This window comes from Microbacterium sp. GbtcB4 (assembly GCF_019091465.1).
GTDB lineage: Bacteria > Actinomycetota > Actinomycetes > Actinomycetales > Microbacteriaceae > Microbacterium > Microbacterium paraoxydans.
Window position 1 is genome coordinate 1 of record NZ_JAGXJJ010000001.1, and the last position, 25051, is coordinate 25051.

The 25051-nt window shown below is 71.7% G+C and carries 18 protein-coding genes; 3 read left to right on the forward strand and 15 right to left on the reverse strand.

The features are described from left to right. Nucleotides 1–903: S8 family serine peptidase (locus KVS71_RS00005; protein ID WP_254635337.1), on the reverse strand; the 903-nt coding region annotated here is incomplete at its 3' end. A gap of 156 nt (nt 904–1059) precedes the next feature. Between KVS71_RS00005 and eccD the strand changes: the two genes are divergently transcribed. From eccD to KVS71_RS00020, 3 genes are read left to right on the forward strand one after another with little or no spacing between them, the layout of a single operon-like run. Beyond that, entirely contained in the window at nt 1060–2394 is a 1335-nt protein-coding gene (gene eccD / locus KVS71_RS00010) for a type VII secretion integral membrane protein EccD (RefSeq protein WP_217582741.1), read from the forward strand. Between the two features lie 3 nt (nt 2395–2397). Further along, nucleotides 2398–3753: a type VII secretion protein EccB gene (gene eccB, locus KVS71_RS00015; protein ID WP_060923225.1), complete on the forward strand. Its 1356-nt coding sequence runs from the start codon at nt 2398–2400 to the stop codon at nt 3751–3753. Further along, nucleotides 3753–5063 (forward strand): S8 family serine peptidase, encoded by a 1311-nt coding sequence (locus KVS71_RS00020; RefSeq protein WP_060923224.1) that lies wholly within the window; start codon nt 3753–3755, stop codon nt 5061–5063. The genes eccB and KVS71_RS00020 overlap by 1 nt, the downstream gene beginning before the upstream one ends. Nucleotides 5064–5343: 280 nt before the next feature. Here the strand turns inward: KVS71_RS00020 and KVS71_RS00025 are convergent, their stop codons facing one another. From KVS71_RS00025 to KVS71_RS00090, 14 genes are all read right to left on the reverse strand, one after another. Next, nucleotides 5344–5757: a hypothetical protein gene (locus KVS71_RS00025; RefSeq protein ID WP_144881419.1), complete on the reverse strand. Its 414-nt coding sequence runs from the start codon at nt 5755–5757 to the stop codon at nt 5344–5346. Continuing rightward, a complete protein-coding gene (locus tag KVS71_RS00030; protein WP_217582742.1) occupies nt 5757–6452 on the reverse strand; it encodes a hypothetical protein in 696 nt (231 codons plus the stop codon). The genes KVS71_RS00025 and KVS71_RS00030 overlap by 1 nt, the downstream gene beginning before the upstream one ends. 20 nt (nt 6453–6472) lie before the next feature. Continuing rightward, nucleotides 6473–6790, reverse strand: a complete 318-nt coding sequence (locus tag KVS71_RS00035; protein WP_060923221.1) for a hypothetical protein — start codon at nt 6788–6790, stop codon at nt 6473–6475. A 1-nt stretch (nt 6791) separates the two neighbouring features. Next, the gene (locus KVS71_RS00040; RefSeq protein ID WP_105949199.1) at nt 6792–7541 is read right to left on the reverse strand and encodes a hypothetical protein; all 750 of its coding nucleotides are present in this window, start codon (nt 7539–7541) and stop codon (nt 6792–6794) included. Nucleotides 7542–7607: 66 nt separating this feature from the next. Continuing rightward, nucleotides 7608–8279: a hypothetical protein gene (locus tag KVS71_RS00045; protein WP_217582743.1), complete on the reverse strand. Its 672-nt coding sequence runs from the start codon at nt 8277–8279 to the stop codon at nt 7608–7610. Continuing rightward, a complete protein-coding gene (locus KVS71_RS00050; RefSeq protein ID WP_060923218.1) occupies nt 8276–9103 on the reverse strand; it encodes a PP2C family serine/threonine-protein phosphatase in 828 nt (275 codons plus the stop codon). Before KVS71_RS00050 ends, KVS71_RS00045 begins: the two co-directional genes overlap by 4 nt. After that, nucleotides 9100–10659: a DUF5684 domain-containing protein gene (locus KVS71_RS20195; RefSeq protein ID WP_105949197.1), complete on the reverse strand. Its 1560-nt coding sequence runs from the start codon at nt 10657–10659 to the stop codon at nt 9100–9102. The genes KVS71_RS00050 and KVS71_RS20195 overlap by 4 nt, the downstream gene beginning before the upstream one ends. Next, entirely contained in the window at nt 10656–13205 is a 2550-nt protein-coding gene (locus KVS71_RS00060; protein ID WP_217582744.1) for a transglutaminase domain-containing protein, read from the reverse strand. Before KVS71_RS00060 ends, KVS71_RS20195 begins: the two co-directional genes overlap by 4 nt. After that, nucleotides 13202–14572, reverse strand: coding sequence for a DUF58 domain-containing protein (locus KVS71_RS00065; protein WP_217582746.1), 1371 nt, complete (start codon nt 14570–14572; stop codon nt 13202–13204). The genes KVS71_RS00060 and KVS71_RS00065 overlap by 4 nt, the downstream gene beginning before the upstream one ends. Continuing rightward, nucleotides 14569–15558, reverse strand: a complete 990-nt coding sequence (locus KVS71_RS00070; RefSeq protein ID WP_060922371.1) for a MoxR family ATPase — start codon at nt 15556–15558, stop codon at nt 14569–14571. The genes KVS71_RS00065 and KVS71_RS00070 overlap by 4 nt, the downstream gene beginning before the upstream one ends. Before the next feature lie 34 nt (nt 15559–15592). Then, the gene (locus KVS71_RS00075) at nt 15593–21511 is read right to left on the reverse strand and encodes an Ig-like domain-containing protein (RefSeq protein ID WP_217582748.1); all 5919 of its coding nucleotides are present in this window, start codon (nt 21509–21511) and stop codon (nt 15593–15595) included. Next, on the reverse strand, nt 21511–22644 hold the full coding sequence (locus KVS71_RS00080; RefSeq protein WP_308208583.1) for a serine/threonine-protein kinase: 1134 nt from the start codon (nt 22642–22644) through the stop codon (nt 21511–21513). Before KVS71_RS00080 ends, KVS71_RS00075 begins: the two co-directional genes overlap by 1 nt. Before the next feature lie 129 nt (nt 22645–22773). Further along, on the reverse strand, nt 22774–23343 hold the full coding sequence (locus KVS71_RS00085; protein WP_217582749.1) for a DNA-3-methyladenine glycosylase I: 570 nt from the start codon (nt 23341–23343) through the stop codon (nt 22774–22776). Between the two features lie 614 nt (nt 23344–23957). Next, on the reverse strand, nt 23958–25004 hold the full coding sequence (locus KVS71_RS00090) for an NAD(P)-dependent alcohol dehydrogenase (RefSeq protein ID WP_217582750.1): 1047 nt from the start codon (nt 25002–25004) through the stop codon (nt 23958–23960). Between the last annotated feature and the right edge of the window lie 47 nt (nt 25005–25051).

Below are 25051 nucleotides of genomic sequence, written 5' to 3' on the forward strand. Positions count from 1 at the left end.
CGGCGTCGCATACGACGTGCCGGTGAGGAGGACCTGCTCGTCCCAGGAGTTCTCGCTGCCCTGCCCGAGCACACCCATCCCCGGCGCAGCGACGATCACGTCGTCGCTCTGATTCGGCGAAGGCTCGCCCACGCCCTCGATGGTGGTGGAGCTCTGGATCTTCCCATCGGCACCGAACGACTGCACTGCGACGACGCCGTTGCCCGACGCAGGCTGCGAGGCCACCCCGGAGTTGTTCGGAAGAGCCGCCACCACGATCACGCCGGCGGCCTCCGCCTTGGCGAGGGCGTCGGTCAGATCGAAGCCCCCGAGGGAGATGGAGATGATGTCGGCGCCATCCTCTACCGCATCCTCGATCGCACGCGACACCCCGGTCGTCCCATCAGCCATGACCGTGCTGCCGTCTTCGAGCAGACACTGCTCGTCGAACTTCTCCCCCATCGCGGTGTCGAACACCCCATCGGTGACGATCGCCGGGTAGTAGAGGATCTTCGCACCAGGCGCGGCCCCGGTGACGGGAACGCCGCCTGCCGGGGCATCTCCGGTCCCCGCGATCATCGAGACGACGTGCGTCCCGTGCGATGCCGCCACATAATCGGTCGACGTTGCCGGCACCGGGTCTCCCGCGGCGTCGCGACAGTAGGAGTCCTTCACCTCGAGATCCGCGCCGCGGAGACCGACGATGTCGGGATTGATCTGACCGTCGATGACCGCGACGGTGACACCCGTCCCGTCGAAGCCCGCATCGTGCGCTGCCTGCACCTTGCCGCGATCGAACCACCACAGACCTGACTCCAGCGTCGCTGCGTGAGCTGCCGCGGGCGCGACCAATGCCATCACCGTTCCCAGCGTTCCCATCCACACGAGCAGCCGCCGCACGCCGCGGACACGTCCAACCTGCATGATCCCCTCCGTTACCCTCCGCCGCGCGAGACCGTCGCCCCTGCCCGCGCGTGCGCAACAGATAGTATCTGGCCTGTCAACTAGAGTGAGTCCGGGCCGGACCCCCGCAATGCCTGCGGCGGGAGAGCATCACACACGTGGGGGGACACCACCGATATGAGCCAGAGCGGCACCGTGGCAGGAACCGTGCTGCGGATCTCCGTGGTCAGCGACGACCGCAGGCTCGACGTGGGGGTGCCGTCGCAGGTCCCCCTGGTCGAGATCATCCCCGGCTTCGCCCGCAGTCTCGGCGTGCTGGACCCGACCCTCACGCACGGCGGATACGCGCTGCAGCGGGCGGACGGCACGCCCCTCGACCCCGCTCGTGGCGCCGCGGCCCAGGGCGTGCACGACGGCGAGCTGCTGACCCTGGTGCGCGGCGGACTCATGCGCGAGCCGCGCATCTACGACGACGTCGTGGAAGCCGTGATCGACGCGACCGCGGAGCAGCACAACTCCTGGACCCCCGCGGACAGCTCCCGCACCGCCCTCTTCGTCAGCCTCACCTTCCTCGCCCTCTGCGCCGTGCTCCTCGTCGCGACGCCGCCGACGTCTCTGCTCCCGGCGATCATCGCGGGATCGGGCGCGGTCGTGCTCAGCGTGGCCGCCGCCGTGCTGATGCGGCTGCGGCAGCCCGAGGCCGGTCATGCGCTCGGACTCACCGCCGCAGCGTACGGCGGGCTCGCGGGCTACCTCGCGGTCCCCGCGCAGAGCATCTGGGGCTGGCCGCTCGCGGCTCTCGGGCTCGGACTCGTCGTCGTCGGGGGCCTCAGCCTGGCCGTCACCCAGGACAAGCCCGAGATCCACCTCGTGCCCGTCGCCCTCGGCGCCTCGATCGGGATCACGGCCACGGCGGCCGCGGTCTTCGGCGACCCGCTCGCCTCCTACGCGCTGATGCTCGCGACCACGGCGCTGCTCGCGAACGGCATCCCCTGGCTGGCTCTGAGCTCCACCCGCATCCGGGTGATCTCGCCGCAGAGCGACGCGGACATGTTCTCCGCGCCGCAGCCCATCGACGCCGAGGAGGTGAAGCGTCGCGCCGCCGCCGGCACCCGCACGCTCATCGCGCTCCGTGCCGCGCTCGGCCTCGCCGCCCTCATCGCGACCCCGCTCGTCGCCGCCAGCGGCGTCACGGGCGCTGTGCTGTGCGTGCTCGCCTTCGTCGGCATGATGTTCCAGTCGCGGCAGATGCACGCCCGCCTCGGGGTGCTCGTGCTGATGGCGATCGGGGCGATCGGCCTCGCCGCGACCGGTGTGACCGTCGCGCTCGCCCTCCCCGACGTGCGCACCTGGATGCTGCTCATCCTCGTGGTCGCCACCGTGGTGCTCATCGGACTCACGCTGCTCACGCCAAAGGCCCGCCTCCGCCTCACGCGGCTCGGCGACACGGTCGAGGTCGTCGCGCTCGCCCTCCTGCTCCCGCTCGGGGTCATCACGGCGGGGCTCGTCTGACCGATGGCGACCAAGAAGGACCTGATCGAGGCCCAGGGCTTCAGCCGACGACGTCTCCTCTCCGCCTTCACCGGCGGCGCCCCCGGCGGCAAGGAGCTCGAACCGGCCAAGCCGCTGCGCGCCGTCATCGCGGGCATCGCCCTCACCGTCGGCGTGATCCTCGTCGGCGTGTTCTGGGGCATCATGCAGCCGGGCCTCCCCGGCGACTGGCAGAACAACCGCCTCATCGTCGCCACCGACACGGGCGCCCGTTACGTCTCGGTCGAGGGGACGCTGTACCCCGTCATCAACACCGCGAGCGCCCGCCTGCTCATCCCCGCCGGCGAGTTCAAGGTCGTGCGCACGGATCAGGCAGCCCTCGACGGCATCCCGGTCGGCGGTTCGATCGGCATCCTCGGCGCCCCTGACGACCTGCCCACCCCGAGCGCCCTCATCAACACGGCATGGACCGCGTGCATCGACGACTCCGCCGGGACCGCCGTCTCGCTGTCAGGGGCGCCGATCGCGGAGCCGTCGGCGGGTACCGGCGCCGTGGTGCAGCGCGGTGACGAGCTCTTCGTGATCGCCGACGGCCTCCGCTACGCCGTCCCCGCCGACGACGCCAACGCGGTGCTGCGCGCGGTCGGCCTCGGCACCAGCGACGTCATCGAGGTCGACGGACGCTGGCTCAACCTCTTCGAGAGCGGCGCCGACCTCGAGCCGATCCGTCTGAACGCCGTCGGCGCCCGGGTGCCGGGGACCGACCTGACGGCGGGCACGATCGTGCACGTGCAGGGCAGCCCCGCGGACGAGCGCTACGTGGCGCTCGCGACCGGGGAGCTCGCGCGCCTCAGCCCGCTCGCGTACCAGCTCTACCTGCTCGGCAGCGCGCAGGAGGCCGGCGCGGATGAGGAAGAGGTGTCTCCGGCGGAGGTGGCCGACGTTCCCACCGTTCCGAACGCCGGTGGCGACGACTGGCCCACGCTTCCGCTGACGCCGCTCGCCTCCGGCGAGACCCCGTGCGCGGTCCTGGGCGACGACGCCCGCACCGTCCTCGGGTCCACGAGCACCGAGCTGCCGGAGGACCGCGACCGTGTCGCCGTCACCGTCGGCGGTGGGGCCCTCGTGCAGACGAGCGGCCCGTCGGACGAGGCGGTGGGCATGGCCGTGCTCGTCGACGAGTCCGGTACCGCGTACGCCATCCCGGGCGCCGTGCCGGACGAGTCGGCGGAAGACGCCGCCAGCGGACCGCTCGCCCAGCTCGGTTACACCCCCGGCGACGTCGGGCGGGTGCCGAGCGCGTGGATCGACTTCTTCGCCGCCGGGCCGGCGCTGACCACAGAGGCCGCGAGAGAGTCGCCCGGCTCCGAGGACGAGTGATGCGCCGCCGCGCCGCTCTCGCCACCCTCGTGGTGGGTGCTGCCGTATGGGGGACGCCGGCCGCCGCGGTGGCCGCGCCGACCGCCCCCACGACGATCGTGTCGATGGCGACCGGCGCCTGCGAGCCCGGCACCGTGGTGTTCGCTCCCGAGGCGCCGTCGGCACTCGCGGCCCTCGGGGCGGAGGATGCGAACCGTCTCGCCACCGGGAAGGGCGTGGTCGTGGCGGTCGTCGACTCCGGGATCGACGCCGGCAACCCGCACCTCGCCGGCGTCGTCGTCGGGGGCGTGAACCTCGTCGGCGACGGCGAACGCGGCGACGGCCTGAGCGATCTGACCGGGCACGGCACCGCCATCGCCGGGCAGATCGCGGCGCAGCCCGTCTCCGGCTCCGGCGTGGTGGGGCTCGCCCCCGATGCGCGCCTGCTGTCGGTGCGCGCGTTCCGCAGCGACTCGCCGCAGGACATCGACAAGGGGTGGGGACCGAGCGCCCAGCGCCTCGCCGACGGCATCAACTGGGCGGCGGACAACGGCGCGGACATCATCAACGTCTCGTCGTCGCAGGAGACGGACTCGCCTGCGCTGCGCGCGGCGGTGGAGCACGCGGCCGCCGTCGGAGCGCTCGTCGTCGCCAGCGGCGGCAACAGGATCTCCGACCCCGAGGCGGAGGACGGAGCCCGGTATCCCGCCGCCTACGAACAGGCGCTCGGCGTCAGCGCGGCCGACGCGACGGGGCTCGCGACCGACAGCTCGATCCACGGTCCGCAGGTCGGGGTCACGGCCCCCGGCGCGAACGTGCTCACCGCGGCGACGGGCGGCGGGGACTGCCTGTTCGCCTCCGATGCCCCGGCATCGAGCTACGCGACGGGCTATGTGAGCGCGGCGGCGGCTCTGGTCGCCCAGGCGCACCCGGACGATCCCCCGGCGGGGTGGGCGTATCGGCTGACGGCCACGGCGCTCCGTGCGGATGCCGACAACCGCGATGACGTGAACGGCTGGGGCTTCATCCGGCCCTCCGCCGCTATTCAGCTCCTCCCCGACCCCACCACCCGCGGACCCGTCAGCCCCTTCTTCGACACGGCCGAGAGCGCCGTGCGGCCCCCGGCGGTGAGCGTCGAGCCCGACCACGGCGTGCCGCCGTTCGTCCTCACCCGCGAGGTGGCGTTGATCGCCGCGATCGCCGGCGCGAGCCTGCTCGGAGTCCTCGGCATCCTCATCGTCCTCCGGCGACGCCGGGAGACCCCCGCCGACGCGGCGGTCGAGGTCGAGCGACAGGGCGGCCTCCTCGACCGCCCCGAGCCCGAGGCGTGAGAACCGGAGACAGAAGATGACCCCCATGGCTTCGCCGTGGCCGCCATACGATCGTTCGGCCTCGCTCGTCGCGGCGGGCAGACGGAGCGGAGCGCAGCCACCGATCGGCTCCTCGCTCTCGCCGGTCTGCTCGTCGTCTTCGCCATGGTGTTCTCGGCGCTGACCGCCGCGGGTGCCGGATCATCGCCCGGAGGCTGCCGCCTGCCGCGCCCGGACGACGGCGCCCACGAGGGCCGCACCGGTGACCATGACATCTCCCGCCAACGGCAGCAGGGGCAACCTAATCCTGGCGAGACACCCGCACCAGTCGGAAGCCGACGATCGTCTCGATGAACGAGAGCACCAGGACGATGACCGCCACAGCCATCCCGTTCTGGCTTCCGCTCGCCGCGCTGAGCACGAAGACTCCCATGCTCCCGATCACGCCGACGACGGCCGTGAGGAGGGCGAGAAGGGTCAACGGTCCCGCCGCGGGCAGCTTCGCGGCAGCCGATCGTCCGAGCTGGAAGCCGTATCCGGCGAGCAGAAAGCTGAGGACGGCCACCACGGCTGCGACCAGGCCACCGCCGAGCAGAGCCCCTTCCGCCGAGGCGTTGGCGAGTGCCAGGAGCGCAGCGATTGTCGCGAACGCGCCGACGACAACGGAGACGATGGCGGGCACACGCGGGCGCGCCGTCCGGACTGCCCCGCTCATCAGGCGGTCGCGATCGACGGCCAGGTGGTGATGCCGGCCGACGTCGACGTCATGGTCGAACGCGCCTGCCCCGCCGACACGTACAGGATGGTGACGCCGGCACCGGCAGCGACGAGGAAGGTCGCGATGCCGAGACCGACGAGCACCGGAGCCGCCGGCAAGCCGATGATGGTTCCCGTCGCCACGGCCGCGCCGGCAAGAGCGCCGAGGAGCGTGAGGATGGCGACGGCGATGGCACCCCAGAAGGCGGCGATCGCCACCGCCAGCCCGCTCATGGCGTTGCCGATGTTCTCCGCGTAGTCGGACATGATCGATGTGTTGGCCCGGCGCTGCGGCTCGAGCGACTGCTGGTACTGGTCCGCGGCGCGCCCTGTCCACCGGTCGTCCACCGACAGGTTGGCGTCGACGATCGTGTCATTGATCCGCGACACCTGACCACCTACCCGCTTCCAGCCGTCGGCCGCGCCGTTGAGCACGAAGGGGTTGCCAAGATAGCTCAGCTTGTCCGCCAGCCAATCCCACATCTCCTGGATCTTGGTCAGCGTGGTGTCCCACGCGTCCTTGACCCGGTCGGCGACCCAGCTCAGGTACGCGGGGATGGTGCGGAGCGCCGCGTTGATCAGGCGCACGATCTCGTCGAGCTTCTGCTTGACCTTCGCCAGCAGTTCGAGCACTCGGTCAATGACGGGGTTCATCGTTGTCGTCTCGCCTTCGGTCAGACTGCCGGTTGCCAGATCCGATAGAGCTCGGACTGGGTGATGTCTTCGTAGCGCTCGAACTGATCGCGGACGGCGCGCAGCGCAGCCGCGCCCTCGCTCGTCCTGGTCGCACCGTCGGTGAGCAGTTGCTGCACGCGGGAATGCAGCTCCGCATAGAGGTCGGCCAGGTCGATCGCCGCGAACGAGAAAGCGCCGCGGTTCACCTCGATCCCCGCGATCTCCCCAGCGCTGGACTGCAGGGTTGCGGACGCCTCGTCCCACAGCGTGGCGTCTTTCGTCAGCGCTTCGAAACTGAGCGCGATCTCCGGATCCATCTCATTCCTTCCCACTGACGAACGCCACGAAAGCGTCCGGATCATCGACGAAACGGCCGTACTTCTCGAGCGGGCTGCCATCGAGCGCCCCCGCGTCCCGGGTCGCCCGGGTCTTCTCGAAAGCCTCGCGGAGTGTGTCGTTCAGCTCGCGCGAGATCTGGGCGCCGGAAGACCGCTCGGCCCAGTTCGGTGAGAGCGAGACCGCGACGAGGTGCCCGCCCGCGGACAGCTCCACGGTGAGGTGCCGGGAGAGCGGTGCGACCTCCTCGGTCTGTCGTCCCCGGCTGAGAGCGCCCGCGAAAGTCGCGTCGATGTTGGCGGAGACGTCGTCGAGGAAGGCGAGCATGTTCTCGAGAGCCCTCTCCACCGCGGGCGTGGTCTCCGGCTCCGCGAGGAGCGCCTCCTGCAGCCTCGCCGCCACCGAGTCGTGCGTCGAGGGGATCGGCGAGGGGCGATGATCCTGTTCGGCCGCGTCGCCGATGTTGGCCGCCCACGCCTCGACCCTGGCGGCGCTCAAGCCTTGGAAGGCGGCGACGATGCGGTCGCCGAGAGCCGACGGTTCGATGCCGTCACGCCAGCGGTCGGCGATCTCGACGGAGAGCACTCCGTCTTCGTCGATCTGCGCCGTCACCAGGCCTGCCTCATCGGTGAAGGAGGCGGGAACAGCCCGCGCGGACGCATCGGCGAACATCTTCGCCTGACTGTCCACCTCGTCGCGCAACTCGAAGAACCGTTCCGCATCGTCGCTCATCGACTATCCCCCCTCAAGGCGTTTCCTCGTCCACCATACAGAGCCTCCCGGCCGGCGTGGAGATCCTCAGCCGAAGACGACGAAGCCGAGCGCGACGAGCCCGACGACCGACACGACGCTCGCCCCGACGGTCGCAGCAAGGGTGATGATGCTCCACCGCTGCGCCTGCTTGGCGACGGACGGCAGCCCGGGCTCCACCACGCGCGTGGGAGCGGCCGCCCCGACGACGACGGGCGGAGCGACGGGATTGCGCGGTGCCGGCCGGGGCTTGTAGATCGCAGGAGCCGGTGCGCCATCCGGGGCGGCGAAGGAGTCGACGTGGAACCGCGGTTCGGCGGCCTGGGGTGCGGTGCCGTCGCCCTCTGCGGCGGCGCCCTTCTTCCGCCGCAGGCGTCGAGCCGGACGCGCGACCGCCACGGTGGCGTCCTCGGGGACGTCGGCCGCCGGAGGGGTGGAGCGATCGACGACCACGGTCGCGTCGTCGATGGCCTCGCCCGCGGCGTCCTCGGGCCCGGCATCGTCCGGCTCATCGGTGATGGCGCCCTCGGACGCGTCCTCCGCGGCATCGTCGGTTCGGTCGGGAGCCGGAGCCGTCTTCGCGCGATCCACCACGATGGTGGCCTCATCGACGGCGGCCGATGTGTCATCGGCCGCCGGGGGAACCGGGTCCGCCGCTCCGGCCCGCCGGCGGTCTCGGCGGGTCAGGATGACGGTCTCCTCGACCTCGTCGTCGCTCATCGCGCGCGCACCGGGACCGTCGTGCCCTCGAGCATCGAATCGGTGACGGCGGACACGGCGGCCCGTCCACCCGTCGCGTCGTCGGGACGCGTGCGTGCGCCGCCGGAGACGACGTCGATCACCAGGACGGAGACGTTGTCGCGCCCTCCGCTCTGCAGCGCGCGGCGGACGAGGGCCGCCGCCGCGGTCTCCGGGCGACCGTTCATGGTCAGCGTCGCGCGGATGGCCTCATCGCTCACCTCGCCGGTCAGCCCGTCGGAGCACAGCAGGAGCCGCTCGCCGTCGACGACGGGGAGCAGCCAGCTGTCCGCCGTGCTGTCCGGGGCCCCGACCGCGCGCGTGATGACGTTGCGGCGCGAGAACGAGGCCAGGTCTTCGGGGCGGAGCTCACCGGCATCGACGAGCTCCTGTCCGAGGGAGTGGTCGATCGTGAGCTGCGCCAGCTCGGTGCCGTGGTGCCGATACACCCGGGAGTCCCCGACGTTGAAGACGAGCCAGTGCGGCGCCCCCTCGTGCTCCACGAGGGCCACACCCGTCACGGTGCTGCCCGCCCCGCGCTTGTGCGCGGCGGCGATGTCCTCGACCACGGCTGCGGCTCGGCTCAGGGCGTCGCTGATGTCGCCGACATCGACCGGCAGTCCGCGCAGCGGCTCGAAGGCGGCGACGACAGCCGCGCTGGCGCGATCACCGGCGTCGTGCCCACCCATGCCGTCGGCGACCAGGAAGACCGGACGCGCGTCGAGCACCGCGTCCTCGTTGGCCGTCCGCGTGAGCCCGGTGTCGGTCAGCGCGGCGACCCGGAGGACGACGGATTCCACGGTCACGAATCGCGCTCCGCGACGACGTGCATGCCCACTTCGCCCAGGATGAACCGGCCGGTGCCGACCACGCTCTCCCCGGCGTCCAGGAGCGTCTCCGAGCCGTCGTCGGCCACCACGACGACGCCGTTGGTGGCGTGCAGGTCGGTCAGGCGCCACTCGTCCTCCTGCACCACCAGGCGGGCGTGGGTCTTCGAGAGCGTACGGGTGGTGTCCGGGATGGCCAGCCGCTGCTCGCCCGGTTCCCCGGTGGGGTTCCGGCCGATCACGACGCTCGCGCCGGACAGCGAGAACCGACGACCGTCGTCCAGCACGAGGACGCGCCGCACCCCGCGCTTGCGGGCGACGACCACCGTGGCGTCGAGGTCGTCGTCGGTCGGGCGCGGCGTCACCACGGTCTTGTCGACATCGGGGATGAGGCCTTCGGGAACAGCGGGAGCAGGTACCGGCACGCTCTGTCCTGCTGCGGGGGAATCGGTCGCAGACGGAACAGGGCGGATCATGGGCATCGGCGGGGCTTCGGGCTGACCGCCGTCGCGGAACGAGGGCGGCACGGGTCGGACGACACGGTTCGCCTCCGGAGCCGGCGCGGGGGCAGCGGGCTCCTCGCTCGGCGAGGAGTCCACGGAGGGAGCAGGGGCCGGCGCGGGCTGCGGGGCGGCCGGCGGTACGTCGCCCATCGCGGCCATGATGCCGGTCGTCGGCAGCGCGGGAGTGGAGGGCGTCGGCTGTGCGGCCGGGGACGGTGCTGTCGGAGCGGCCGCAGGCGGAAGCACGGGCGCCGCAGACAGAACCGGGGCAGCAGGCGGAATCGAGGCAGCCGGCGGAACGGGAGCAGCCGCGGGAGACGGCGCGGGCGGCGCCGGTGGTGCGAACGACGGAGACGGCGTCGCGGACGACGGAGCCGGCGGCGCGGCAGGCGGAGCGAAGGCCGGCGGAGCGAACGACCTCGGTGCCGGGGGCTCGCCCTGCGGCGCACCCGCGGTCGGCGGGGCACTCGCTGCAGGAGCGACCGCGGACGGCGCGGCGTAGTCCGGGAAGATCAGCGGCGGCGCCTCCGGCGATCCGTTGCCCGCGGGGGCGAGGGAGGGGATCGTGTACCCCGACGCGTCGCGCGCGGGAGCCGCGGAAGGCGGGGCGCTGCGCCGCGGACCCGGCTGGAGGGCCGCGAGACGGTCCCCCTCCGGGTAGGGCGCCGGGCCCCATGCGAGCACGGTCGCCCACACCGGCGGCAGGAGGATGGCGAGCACGGTCATGCCGGCGCCCCGCCCGAAGCGCCGGTTGATGCGATGAGTGGCGACGACCTTGAGGTAGATGCCGTAGATCTGCACGAGCGGGATGAAGTAGAACACCACCGACCAGGCGGGCACTCCCCCTCGCGCGAGGATCTCGGCCTCGTTGAGGACGGGCACCCAGCCCTTCCAGCCCTCCCCGTCGATGCGGGGGAACAGGCGCGACAGCGCGAGGGCGTACCAGACGTAGACGGCCAGGCCGACGAGCAGCCCGAGTCCGACGATGATGACGAGCATCGTGGCCAGACCGGAGTCCGCGGGCGCGGTCATGAGTCCCCCTTCTTCCGGTCATCCAGTGAACCGGTCCATCCGAGCGTACCGAGCGCGGGTCGCGCGCCGAAGCCGGGGAGGCGCAGGGAGCGCGTCCTGGCGACGAAAGACGTCGGCCGCACCCGGGTCCGAAGACGCTGCCATCGAGTCCCCGCCTTCGCCAGTTCCGCCCGCTCCGCATCCACGATCGCCCAGGCGGCCGTCGCTTCGTCGGAAGTGGGCGGGTGCTCGGCGAAGACAGCGCGGTCGACCAGAGCAGCCAGCCGCTGTGCTGCCACGCGACCGCTCGTCTGCGCGCGCTGCATCCTCGTGCCCTGCGCGTCCATGGGCACGTCATGGTCGGCGTATACATCGGCGAGCTCTTCCCAGGCTCCGGCCAGGCGCACCTCGGGGTCTGCGGCCGTGCGCCGCGCATGCCCGCGCCGGCTCTTCGCGCCCACGAGCACGAGGAACGGCAGAACGAGCAGCAGCAGGGCAAGAAGCCCGAGACCCACTCCACGGAGGATCGGCAGCAGGAAGGCGAGGACCTCCGAGGCGGGCTCCTCCAGCGGGGGCGCATCGTTGTTCGCGTCGCTCTGCGCCTGCGGGGGATCCAGAGCCTCGGACCGCGGCTGCTCCGGAACCGTGGGGTGCTCCGGGAGCTGCTCACCTTCGGTGATGGCGCTCGGCAGCATGGCATACTGCGGCGTCGCGTCGACGGGGATCCACTCGCCGCCCGAGGCGCGCACCTCGACCCAGGCGCTCATGTTCGCGCCGGTGCACACGTCGGTGCACGCCGGGATCCCGGGGACCTCTTCGGCCGCCGCGAGTCGCGCTCCCACCACCACACGGGATTCCAGGCCCCAGTGCTGCGCGAGGAGGGCCGCGGCCACGGAGAACTGCTCGTCGTCGCCGACCGCCGCCACCAGCAGCTCCGGGTCGGCGTCGGGACCCGCCCGACGCTCCTGCTCGGTGAGCTCGGTGAACAGCTCCTCGATGCGGGCTGCGGAGTGACCGGCATAGCTGGGAGCGAAAGCGTAGCCCTCGGACTCCTGGAGAGCCGCGATCCACCCCGTGGCAGCGGCGTCCTCGAGCAGCGCGTGGCTCAGGTAGCCCCGGGATCGGAGACGGTCGACCACCTCGAGGTAGCCGGCACCGGTGCGGGGCTGCTCCTGCATCTCCGCCCATTCGACCAGCGCGGGGTATCGATCGGCATCGAGGGTCGACCGGCCGCCCTGGAGAGCGGTCACCGCGTCCGGTGCACCGGGCGCATCGACCAGCACCGAGTAGCGATCACCGGGCACGAGACCCTCCCCGCCGCCGGGCGCCTCCGCGATCGTGATGGCGGTGTCACCGTCATCGTTCACATGGAACCCGTCGGCGAGCGCGTCCGCACGCTCGCCGGAGAACGCAGGTGCCTCGGCGAGACCGGCGGGCGACGGAACCCAGATGCCCCGGTAGGCCTCGCCGATCGTGATCTCCAGCGTGACCCGGCCGGAGCCCGGGAGCGCGGAGCGCGGCAGACGGCTGAAGCGGTCATCGGCGTCGATGTGGAAGTCCTCGCCGTCGTACGCGTCGAGGGTGACGAAGCGGATGCGGTCCACGGCGCCCGGGTCGCCCTCCAGCTCCACCACCGGAGTGTCCAGGGTGTCGCCGGAGAACCAGGAGCGGTAGGAACTGAGCGGACTCGGCTGCTCCTGCACCACGACCTGCGGCTCGATCTCGTCGCGCAGCACCGAGCGGTCGGACCAGCCGGCCGCCGCCGGGGTGATCGCGAAGCCGGCCCCCAGAGCGACGACCGCCAGCGCCCCGGCGAGCAGGTGCCGGCGGGCGGTGAGCCAGACGGGGGTCGCCCGCCGGGAGATGTTGGCCGCGGCCACGGTCCGCAGCGCGGCGGCGCGCTGCAGGCGCGTACGACCGACGAGCCACACCAGGGACACCACGAAGACCGCCACCCCGACCAGCCATTCCCGCGGTGCGGGAAGCTCGACGCCGGCCACCGAGGCCGGGGAGGACGTGCCGCTCACACCGAAGGCGACGCCGAAGACGCTCATGGCCACGACCACGGGGACCGCGGCCACCGCCCGCTTGCCGCCGCTCCAGACGAAGAGCGTGGCGAGGAACGCCCCGAACAGCATCACCACGAGGAAGGGGATGAGCACCGCCTGATACTCCCCCAACGGCGGGTTCAGAGTGAGCATCTGCTTCCAGCCCAGCACGACCCCGAGCACGGCATCCCGCACACCGCCGAAGAATGCGGGGACAGAGGTGAGAGCGGACGGGATGGCGAGCGGCACCGCGACCACCAGGTACACACCGACGGCGGCGAGCGCCCCGAGCAGAGTGCCCCAGCGCAGGACACGCGTGACGACGGCGACGGCCATGCCGAGGAGGCCGCCGATGATCCCCACCGCGAGGGCTCGGGATGACTCGTAGACCGGCCAGGCGGCCACCGTGGCGAGCAGGACGCCGACCAGGACGTACCCCAGCGACCAGAGGGTCAGGGCAGAGGGCGGGGAGCCCCGTCGTGATCCAGCGCGTCCGCGCTTCGGCCCGGCCGCGCTCATCGCAGCGCTCCTCGGGCGAGCATCTGCGGGAGATCGCCCAGCGCACCGAGGGTCATCACCGCGAGCTCCCTGGCCGTCCGCATCGTCGGCTGCGCGCCGAGTTCACTGCGCACCGCGACCGCCTCCACGGCAGCCGGGAGCTTCACCGCCGCGTGGCGCAGACGCTCGATCGGCAGGAGGGAACCGGTGAGCAGGAAGCCGATGGAGAGGTCGGGGTACGACTGCGCCGTGAGAGCGGTGACGGCCTCGAGCCTCATCACCCGCGCCGTCTGATCGATCGTGGAGGTCGCGTCGAGGAGCGCCTTGGGAGTCACCGTCGGCAGCGTGCGGATCGACAGCACCTCCGCACGGCCGTGCTCCGGGATCTCGTTGCTCACGGAGAACAGCACGTCCCTGCCGTCCCGCACACCCTGCAGCGCCAGCGAGGCGGCCGCGCTGACGGTGTTCTCGAACTCGTCGTCGTCGGCATACGACTCCGGATCGAGATCCAGGATGACGGCGATGCGCGCGTGCCGGGACTCCTCGTACTGCCGCACCATGAGGGTGCCCGTCTTCGCCGTGGACTTCCAGTGGATGTGGCGTGGCGAGTCGCCGACGACGTACTCGCGCACGGCATGGAAGGAGAGGTCGGCGTCCACCAGAGTGGTGCTCGGCGTGCCCTCGAGGTCGCGGATCAGTCCCGCACTGGTGCTGGGGAGCCGCACGGTCACCGGGTGCACGTGGATGCGCTGCACGTCCGGCCACCGGAGCTCGCGGCGGAGGATGCCGATCGGGTCGCCGCGAGTGATGGTCATCGGGCCGACGTCGATGACGCCGCGGCGGTGCGCGGCGATGGTCAGCTCTTCCCGATGATGCGCACCCGGCCGCAGCAGCGGCACGTGCGCCTCGACGAGGCCCTCACCGACCGGCACGTCCACGACGCCGGGGAGCGAGAGGCGCTCGCCGTTGTTGCGGACGTCCAGGGTCGCACCGATCTCCGCGCCCGCGACCACGCGGTCGCGGTCGAGCACGAGATCGATCCGGTAGTCGTGGGCGCCGAGGATGAACGGCACACAGGCCACCAGCAGCACGAGCGCGATCGTGGCGACCGCCCAGGCCTCCACCCAGCCGAACAGCGCCCCGGCGAGCACGCCGAGCACCACGGCCCCGGCGACGAGCATCCCCGCCGTGGTGACCGTCTCACGGACCCAGCCGACCGTGGCCTTGGTCGCGCGCCCCACGGAGCGGACCACCCGACGCGCGCCGAAGACCGCGCCGCGCACGGGACCGCGGCGCGTGCGGTCGTAACGCGTGACGGTGGACGTCCGCGTCGACGTGCTCGTGCCCGCGGTCGTGCGCGTCAGGCGGGATTCGGTGCTGAAGGTCACGCAGTGCCGTTCTCGCGTGGGGGTTCGACGTCGAGGAGGATCTGCCCGACGACGGCCACAGCCGTCACCCCGTCGAACTCGGCCTCCGGCTCGAGCACGAGGCGGTGCGCGAGGGCGACGACGGCGAGCTCGCGCACGTCGTCGGGCGTCACGAACGTGCGCCCGTTCTTGGCCGCCCACGTCATCACCAGCCGGGACAGCGCGAGGGCGCCGCGCACACTGGCGCCGAGACGGACCTCGGACGCCCGCCGCGTGGCGTCGACGATGCGCATGATGTAGTCCGACACCAGCGGGTTCACGTACACCCCGCGCGACATCTCCGCCATCGTCAGGATCGTGTCGGTGTCGACGATGCCGTCGAGCACCGTCTTCGGCCGGCCGGCGCCCTGCAGGATGCGCATCGTCGCCGCCTCGTCGGGGTAGCCGATCGAGGTCTTGATCATGAAGCGGTCGAGCTGCGCCTCCGGGAGCCGGTAGGTGCCGCCCTGCTCGATGGGGTTCTGCGTCGCCATCACGAGGAACGGGGAGCCGACGGACCGGGTGACGCCGTCGACCGTGACCGTGCCCTCCTCCATGACCTCGAGCAGCGCGGACTGGGTCTTCGGGCTCGCCCTGTTGATCTCGTCGGCGAGCACGATGTTCGCGAAGACGGGTCCCGCGTGGAACTCGAACGTGCCCTCCTTCTGGTCGTAGACGGTGATGCCGGTCACATCTCCCGGAAGGAGGTCGGGCGTGAACTGGATGCGGCTGCTGGTCCCGTTGACGGTCTGCGCGACGGCGCGGGCGAGGGCGGTCTTGCCGGTTCCCGGGTAGTCCTCCAGGAGGACGTGGCCTCCGCTGACGGCGGTGGCGAGCACGAGCTCGACCACGTGGCGCTTGCCGAGGATCGCCTGCTCGATGTTGCCGGTCAGGATCGAGAACGTCTCGGCGAACCAGGAGGCCTGCTCGGGAGCGATGGTGACGGGGGCTGCTGCGGTGGCTGGCATAGGGAAAGAGTATTCGTGTCGGTGTGCTCGGCGGTCAGGGGCACAGGCCCGTGATGCGATGCGTGATGGGGGTCAGGGTGGCGAAGGCTCCGGTCCACGTGATCTTCGCGTCGAAGGTGCCGGGGGTGTCGACCAGGGGCGTCACCTCGAGGATGTACGAGCCGCGTGCCGCGGCGGACACCGTCACGGCATCGCCCTCGACGACGGGCATGCAGGGCTGGAACACGGCGTTGACGACGGTCGGCGCGGTCGTCGCGGTGATGTTCACCTCTCCGGAGCACGAGCCGGTCTGCGTGGCATGGCAGGCGCGGGCGCGGACCTGCCCCGGGGACGAGTCCGGGGTGAGGGCGAAGTCGCCGACCCACTGCCCGTACATGTAGTACTGCGGCACGAAGCCGTTCTCGACGTCGATGCGCGGCGCCGACGCCAGACCGTAGTCATAGCGGTTCCCGTCGCGCCGGGGGTCCTTCGCGACCGTGTAGGTGGTGTCACCGCCGGGCCCGTCGACGAACGTGAACGTGAAGACGGTTGTCGTGGACGACTCGGCCACGCCGTAGCCGTTCGATGCGCACGCCTTGACGTAGTACAGCTGGTACGGCCGCAGCCCCTGCAGAGAGGGGGACTCGGACCGCACCTCGCCGCCGGAGACCGACAGCGTGCCGTCTCCGTTCGCCGTGCAGCTGACGCTGCCCGATCGCCACGCGACATAGGTGACCTGGACGCCCCTGGTGCTGCCGTTCGCCTGTGCCGCGATGCCGGAGACGTTCACCGCCGTGTTCGAGACCGCCGTCGCCTGCGTCGTCGCCGGGTCGAAGTACACGGAGCCGGCGACGGTCACGGCTGTACGGAACCCGCCGCCTTCGTTGCCGCCGCCGGTGGGCGGCTGGAACTGGCTGATCGGGACGATCGTGAGCGTCTGCGCCCCCGGCGACAGCGAGATATCGGCCGTGGTGGTCGCCCCCGTGCGATTGATGACCTCGCCCGTCTCCTCGATCCGGAAGGAGACAGCATCGTCGGCGGCATCGATCGATACCCGCACCGCCCCGCGCCCGCGGTCGGAGACCCCCGGTCGATACTCCGGCGTGGCCGTCGCGTTCGCCACGACCGGGGCGGCGTAGGCCCAGCTCGTGTGCGGCGAGGTGGACGCCGAGGTGCCGACGGCGTTGACCGCTGCAGCCGTGAAGGTGTGCGGCGCGCCGTTGGTCAGCCCATTCACCGTGCAGCGGTACACAGCACCGGCCGGACTGCAGGAGGCATTGGCCGCCGCCCCGTCCTGGAGGATGGTCACGCCCGACACCGCGGGGTGGGCGCGGCGCGCCTCGCCGAGCGGCACCTCCAGCACGACCGTCGAGCGGGTGAAACCCACGGTGGTCACGCTCGCCGGCGCCTGCGGGAATCCCTGCAGGTCGAGCGTGAGGGTGCCCGTGCCGGTTCGCCCCTGCGCGTCGGCCACGACGAACGAGACCACGCACTGCCCGCCCGGCGCCTGCCCGCCACCGGGCCAGCTCGCGGTGATCGTCTTGGAGCCCGCCGTCGAGAACGAGGCGACGTCGCAGCGCGATCCCGCCCCGAGCGACATCAGTCGCAGCCCGGATCCCGGCTTGCCGGCGAAGGGATCGTACTCGCCCGCCACATCGACGACGTCGATCGAGCAGCGGGCGCTGGTGACGACGCACTGCTTCGTGAAGGTCGCTCCCCGCGGGGCGTCCGGTGGGGCTGCGCCCACGACCAGACGCACGGAGGCTGAGGGCTGTCCGTACTGCGGCACCGTCACGCTGACGTTCTCGGTGTTGCCCGGTCGCGCGTCGGCGCGCGCCTCGATCGTCAGCTTCGCCCCGCTCTGCGTGACCACGAACGCCGAACCCGAGTACACGATCCGGTACTCGAGGGAGCCCGCGTTGCCCTCGCGCCCGCCTTCCCACGCGGCCATGTTGGCGTAGAGGTCGACGCTCTCCGTGGCTCCCGGCGCGATCGTGTGCGAGATCGAGGAGAGCAGCAGCTGCGGTTCGGACGGACGGATGCTGACCGGGACGTCGATGTAGGACCAGCGCTTCTGTCCGTCCAGACGCACCGGGATCAGGCAGGTGTCCGACCACGGCGCCTCACGACCGGCACGGTACTCCGCCTTGCGGGGGCCATCGGCCGCGCACGACGCCGCAGCCCGCTGCGCGGTGAACGCTCCGGAGCCGATCTCCACGGCATCCGATGACGGCAGATCGAGGTAGTCCGGCACCGCGAAGCTGACGGCCGCGTCCTCATCGACGACGACCGGCGTCGCGCCGGGGACGAGCTGGACCTGCATGTCGTCGAACGCCGGGATCCGCAGGAAGCCGTAGGCGGTCACGTCCCGTCCGCCGGCGGCGTTTCCGGTGAGCTGGAAGGGCACCAGTGCGCCCTCCTTCGGAGCGGGGCCGATGATCCGGTTCCCCTTCACCGTGTACCCGGCCTGATCGCCCCACAGGCTCAGACGGAGCGACGAGACGTCGCCGGACGGCCAGCGCACCCGGTCCGTGACGACGTCGAGGCCACCGTCCACGAGGTCGTCCCGGTCGCGCGCCGTGAGCACCGTGTCCGTCACGACCGGCTGATCGGCGACCGTGCCCTCGGTCACGGTCAGCACGATGAGGCCCTGCGCCGTGCTCCCGGTCCGCGTCGACTTCACCGTGTAGAAGTACGAGTTCGTCCCCGCCGTCTCCCCGGCGCGCAGCACGACGCGCCCGTCCTTCAGGGAGGTGTCGGAATCGATCAGTGCATTCAGCCGCTCGTACAGCGGGTTCCCCTTGACGGGGGGCGCGTTCGGGACGAGCGCGGTGATCTCGAGCTCGCTCTGCGCGGGGTCGAGGTCGTTCGACCGGGGGTCCAGCACGACCGGTGTGCGGGACCCCGCCTCGACCCGGACGTAGTCGCTGAACGTCACCGGAGCGGCGTCCTCGACATCCGCGTCCAGGACGCCGATGCGGACCGCGCCGCTGCCTTCCTCACCCTGCGGGTCGCGCACGGTGTACCGGAACGACACCTGTCCGCCGTCCACTCCCCCGGCCGGGGCCCGGTACACGATCGCCTCGCCGCTGGCCGAGATGGTCGCCGTGCCCCCGCCCTTCTTCGGCTGGTCGACGCCGGACAGCACCACCCGGTCCCCGTCTCCGTCCATCCCGGTCGTGGGTACCGGAATCGTCACGGTCTGCCCGCTGAGGACGCGACCGGTGAGAGCGATCGGCGTGGGAGCGCGGTTCGTCCCGGGCGGCACGACGGTGACCGTCACGACGCCGTCGTCGGAGAGGGAGGGGTTCCGTTCGAGCGAGACCGAGTACGTCAGCCGATAGGTGCCTGGCGTCTTCGGCGCCAGGTAGCGCAGCGCGTTGCGGTCGGCGAAGACGAGTTCGTCCGGTTCGCCCGACCCCGTCACCTCCGGGAGCACCAGGAGCGGCTCCCCGCGGGGGGCGACGTCATTGGCGGCGACCTCGATACGCGTGAGCGAGCCCGCCCGCACCGTCACCGCGTCCGGGAAGACGATCGGGCGGGTGACGGTGGACGGCGGGGTGAGGAACACGCTCACCGTGCCCTGGACGGCCCCGCCCGCGCCATCCGCGACCGTGACGGTGGCCTTGCCGATCAGGCCGGGCTCGCCGTCCTCCGTCGTCCCGTTCACCCGCAGGCTCTCGTTCCCGACCACGCGCACGTTGAGCTGCGGGGTGGAGCTCACGGCGTCGGACAGCAGCAGCACCCGTCCGCTGGTGTTCTGCACCGCGCGGAGCACATCGACGGTCGTGTCCTCGCCCTCGCGGACGAACGCCGTCAACGGCGCCATCGCGAGCGCTGCGGAGCCGTCGACCGCCGTGACGCGGATGACCGCCGACTGCTCCGCCTGGGTCGTGGCGTCCTGCGCGGTGTACGTGACCACGTACTGGCCCGGCTCCGCCGCGGTCAACTCCACGGTGCCCGCGGCCGCGTTGGGGGTGACCTCGAAGCCCTGCGCAGTCGCGGCGGTCTGGACGGCGTCGACGAGGCGATACGACCCGGAGCCCCCGGACAGATGGTCGGAGATGCGGATGGACTGCCGCTCGCCCACGCGCGCGGTCACCGCGACGGCCGATGCCTGGAGGGCAGGGCTGCCGCTGACCTGGACTTCGAGGGTCTTCTCTGCGGTCGCACCGTGCACGTCCTGCACCACCACCGTGACCGGGATCACGGCATCCGCGGCGTTCGGGTCGGTGTGCCGGATGGCGACGCGGCCGTCGTCCGTCGGCGCCACCATCACCGGTGCCGAGGGATCCGTCTCGTAGGCGTCGCTCAGGATGAAGGCATCACCCTCGGGGTCGACCCAGCCGGAGAGCGCTGAGACGATCGTGCTGCCGCCGGCGAGGATCTGCGGCGTCGGCCACTCCTGCTTGCAGGCGTCGACGCCGCACCACACCGGGGCGGAGTTGACTCCTGGATCGACGACCGTCAGCGTCACGGTCGCCGGCGGCGAGACGGCCGCGCCGTCCGTCACGGCGTACGTGAAGCTCGCCTGGCCGGAGCCCGCCTTCACATCGACGACCAGCGACTGGCCGTCCGCCACGAGCGCCAATTCCCCGAATGCCGGATCGCTCAGGCCTGCCGCGACGGACTCGGGATCGATCGTGAGGACGTCCTTCTTGTTCGGGTCGTGATCGTTCAGGAGGACCGGCAGGAGGACCTGCTCCCCCGCACGCACACCGAACGCGTCGTCGACGGCCACCGGCGGAAGCTGCTCCGCCACGTCCTCGACGACGATCGTGCCCTCCTGCTGCTCCGTGTCGTCCTCGATCTTCCACTGCTCGAGCGGGATCAGCACGCCGTCCGGCGCCGTCCAGATGAGGCCCGTCCCGGTCTCGACCAGCACCGCGCGATCGCCGTTGCCCTGGAAGACCGGGTCGATGGCTGCCGCGTCGAGCGTCTCGTCCGGGACCTGCAGCGGAGTGGTCTCCCCCGCGCTCCACAGGGTTCCGCCGCCGCTGTCGAGCCACGCCGCGTAGGTCTCCCCCCGGACCGTGACCGGTGCGGCGGGGACGCCGGAGGCCTCCGCCACCCGGTCGGCCTCTCCGGACGCGAGGTCGACGGAGACGAGGCCGTCCGAGTCCGCGACGAGCACCGCGTCGCCCTCGGCGGCTCCACGCTGCAGGCGTGCGTCCTCGGCGACGTCGAGCGTGACCGCCGCATCGCGACCGGAGAGCCACAGCTCGCCGGAGGTCGGCTGCAGCATCGCCCAGCGTTCCCCGACGACCGCGATCGCCAGGCCCTCCCCGGCTTCCGGCGCATCGGCCACGGGTGACTCATCCCCCAGGAACCGGTGCTCGTCGATGTCGAAGCGGCGCACGGCCCCCTCGTCCGCCGAGTAGAGGACGAGCAGGCCATCCGGCGACAGCCCGATGGCATCGGCGGTGTACGTCGGCGGGTCCTCCCCCTCCTCGACCTCGACCTCGGCGAAGGGGTCGACGAGGGCCGTGCCCGCCCCCGGTGCGAGGGTCGACACCGACACCTGCCCGGTGTCGGTGCGGTAGGCCACGTAGACCCCGGCGGAGAGGACGTCGCGGGTCCCGGCGGGGGTCGGCTGCGAAGCGAGCGGGGTCCCCTCTTCAGAGCTGTCGGAGAGCAGATCGGCGGGGCTGGCCGGATCGACGTCCCACCGCTGCCGGTTCCCCTGTGCGTAGAGCACAGTGCTGGAGCCGCTCTGCCAGACCGCCTCAGGGTCATCGACATCGCGGACGGTGTCGATCTCGGCGAGCTCGGTGTTGACGCGCGCATACTGTCCGCTGTCGCGCATGACCCAGACCGCCGGTTCGAGACGCGGCACCTCCCGCGACTGATACCCCTGTGCCGTCACCGCGAGCGCCACGACGACCACGAGCGCGATGATCCCCGAGATCAGCGCGATCAGCTTGCCCCTGGGCGGGGTCGCCGCCTCGGCGGCGGTGCGGTTGCCTGCCGCCATCAGAGGATCCCCGTGAGGAACAGGACCGCGGTTCCGAGACCCGCGATGACGGCGGCGCCGATCACGGCGCCGACGATACCGACGACAAGGGGGGACCGGCTTCGGCCTCGGGTGCTCGCGGGGATGTCGTCCCGCTCACGGCGTGCGGCCTGCGGACGGGCGGCGCGCGCTGCCCTCCGCGAGTCGGGCGCGACCGTCGTGATGACCGGCCCGCGGACGCTCGTATCCGAGAAGTTCACCGGCGCCGCCGCGGCCCACTCCGCCGACGCCGCCTCGAAGGCCGTCGGCGAGATGCCGAGCTCGTACTGCGCCCAGCGCAGCTTCTCCGCGAACTCCGCCATGCTCGCCGGCCGCTTCGCCGGGTCGCGGTGCATGGCGCTCGCGAAGATGTCGTCGATGATCGGCGGAATGCCGGGGACCGGCACCGCCGTGTACCGCGCCTTGATGATGCGGTCCGTGAGCTGATCGCGCGAGTTCGAGCCGCGGTCGCCGCGTTCGAACGGACTGCGGCCGGCGAGCAGCGTGTACAGCGTCGCGCCGAGGCTCCACACCTCGCTGGGGATGGATCCGGACACGCGCTCCTGCAGCACCTCGGGAGAGCTCCAGGGCACGGACATCGCGATCGTCTCGCCCTCGCCCTCCTCGATGACGGCAGCGGCGATGCCGAAGTCGGCCAGCACGGGCGCGCCGAGCGAGTTGATGAGCACATTCGAGGGCTTGATGTCGCGGTGCAGCAGACCGGCCCGGTGCACGGTCTCCAGAGCGCCGGCCATGCGGACGCCGATGTCGAGCACCTCCGCGAGTGGAAGCGGGGCCTTCTTGTAGCGCGCGCTCATCGTGTCGGGGCAGTACTCCATCGCGAAGTACGGCCGCCCATCCGCCGAGATGGACGCCTGGTAGATCGTGACGATCGAGGGGTGGGCACTCAGCCGCGCCGATATGTCGGCTTCCACGTTGAAGGTCTGCAGCACCTCGGGGTTCACGGCATCCGCGAGCAGGACCTTGACGGCGACGACGCGGCGCGGCATGTCCTGTTCGTAGAGGAACACATCGGCGAATCCACCGGACCCGAGCGGACGCACATAGCTGTACCCCGCCAGCGTCGGCGGTGTCGCTGCCATGCGCGTTGCCACACCTGCTCCTCACGGTCTGATGGGAGACCGCGCGCCTGCAGCCGCCCGGCGTCGTGCGCCGGGGGATCCCCCGATGTGGCGAGTATATCGGGCGAGGGAGTGTGGCCCCGCTCTCTTCTCGTCGGACCGTCAGACCTTCCAGCACCCCTCGATGTGGTCGTCCACCATGCCCGCCGACTGCATGAGTGCGTACATCGTCGTCGGCCCGACGAAGCAGAAGCCTCGCCGCCGCAGTTCCTTGCTCAACGCGGTCGACTCCGGAGTGACGGCGGGGACGTCGGCGAACTCCCGTGGCCGTGCTCCGGTCGCCGGCGGGGCGAACGACCACATCAGCGCGTCGAGCTCCCCGTCGGCCATCGACTCCACGATCCGGGCGTTGCCGATCGTCGCGAGGATCTTGGCGCGGTTGCGGATGATGCCGGTGTCGGCCATCAGCCGTTCCACGTCCGCCTCGTCGAACGCCGACACCGCCGCGGGCTCGAAGCCGGCGAACACCTCCCGGAACCGCGGGCGCTTGCGCAGGATCGTGATCCACGAGAGTCCCGCCTGGAACCCCTCCAGCGCCATCTTCTCGAACAGCGCACGGTCCCCGTGCAGCGGCGTCCCCCACTCCTCGTCGTGGTACCGCCGGTATTCTGCGTCGTCGCCGACCCACGCGCAGCGCGCACGGGAGTCGGGCCCCAGGAGGAGGGAGGTCATCCCCTCACCGTATCCGCCCCCACCGACGCCCCACCCGTCCCACGTCCCCTGGTCCCGCGTCCCCGGTGCGAGTTCACTTCCGCCCCTCCCCCCGCCTCCCCAGGCCCGTTTTCCATCCCGCCCCGACGCACACCTCCAACGGGGGATCGAAAGGGGCCCTTCGACACAAATCCGCGGCACCTTTTCGATCCCGCACCCGTACCTCCGACGCGAGATCAAAGCGGACCCTCCGACACGGAACTCCGGCACCTTTCCCATCCCGCACCGACCGCGGAGGCAGCGGACCGCCGTGGCACGGTGCACCCGGTTCCGCGCCCGCCGCTCGTCCTCCGCGCGCGCCCACCCAAGGCCAGCGCGGGATCAGAACCGCACCGACGCGGCCCTCGCCCGGAGACTTTTCCGTCCCGCCCCAGGGGCTCCACGGTCACGGGACGGAAATCGCTCCCAACGCGGGCACCGGAGGTGCGCTTTTGCTCCCGCACCGGACGGGAGCGGGAGCGAGACGGGAGCGGGAGCGGGACGGGAGCGAGACGGAGATCGCGCCTCGCGAGGGTGAAGGGGGTGCGCTTCTGATCCCGTACCGGATAGGACGAGGGACCGGGACGGGAGGGGGGTCAGTCGGCGAAGGTGGCGGCGTCGATGACGAAGCGGTAGCGGACGTCGGACGCGAGGACGCGCTCGTACGCCTCATTGATGGCCGAGGCGGGGATGACCTCGATCTGCGCGGTGATGCCGTGCTCCGCACAGAAGTCGAGCATCTCCTGGGTCTCCCGGATGCCGCCGATGTTCGACCCGGCGATGGAACGCCGCCCGGCGATCAGCGACCCCGCGTTCAGGGCGAGGGCCTCCGCGGGAGCACCGACGCACACGATGGTGCCGTCCACGTCGAGCAGCCCGAGGTAGGAGCGGAGGTCGATGACGGCGCTCACGGTGTTGAGGATCACATCGAAGGAGCCGCGCAGCTCGCGGAAGGTCTCCCGGTCGCCCGTCGCGAAGTAGTGGTCGGCGCCGAGCCGGAGACCGTCGTCCTGCTTCGCGAGCGTCTGGGACAGCACGGTCACCTCGGCGCCCAGGGCGTGCGCGATCTGCACGCCCATGTGGCCGAGCCCGCCGAGTCCGACCACCGCGACGCGCGTGCCGGGGCCGACCTTCCAGTGCCGCAGCGGCGAGTACGTGGTGATGCCCGCGCACAGCAGGGGAGCCGCCGCGTCCAGGGGCAGAGCGTCCGGGATCCGCAGCACGAAGTCCTCGGTGACGACGACCTGCTGGGAGTAGCCGCCCTGGGTGATCGTCCCGTCGCGGTCGACCGCCCCGTAGGTGCCGACGGCGCCCTGCGTGCAGAACTGCTCGTCGCCGCGGAGGCAGTACACGCACTCCCGGCACGAGTTCACGAGGCAGCCGACGCCGACGCGGTCGCCGAGGGCGTGCTTCGTGACCTCGGTCCCCACCGCGGCGACCGTTCCGGTGATCTCGTGTCCCGGGGCGAGCGGGTACTGCTGCGGGCCCCAGTCGCCGCGGACGGTGTGGATGTCGGAGTGGCAGATGCCGGCGAAGGCGATGTCGATGAGGATGTCGTGCGGGCCCAGCTCCCGGCGCTCGATGACGGTCTTCTCGAGCGGGGCGGCTTCGGCGGGGGCGGCGTAGGCGGTGACGGTCGACATGATGCTCCTCGGGTCGGTACTCGCCGAGACTATCCGCCGGCGTCGAT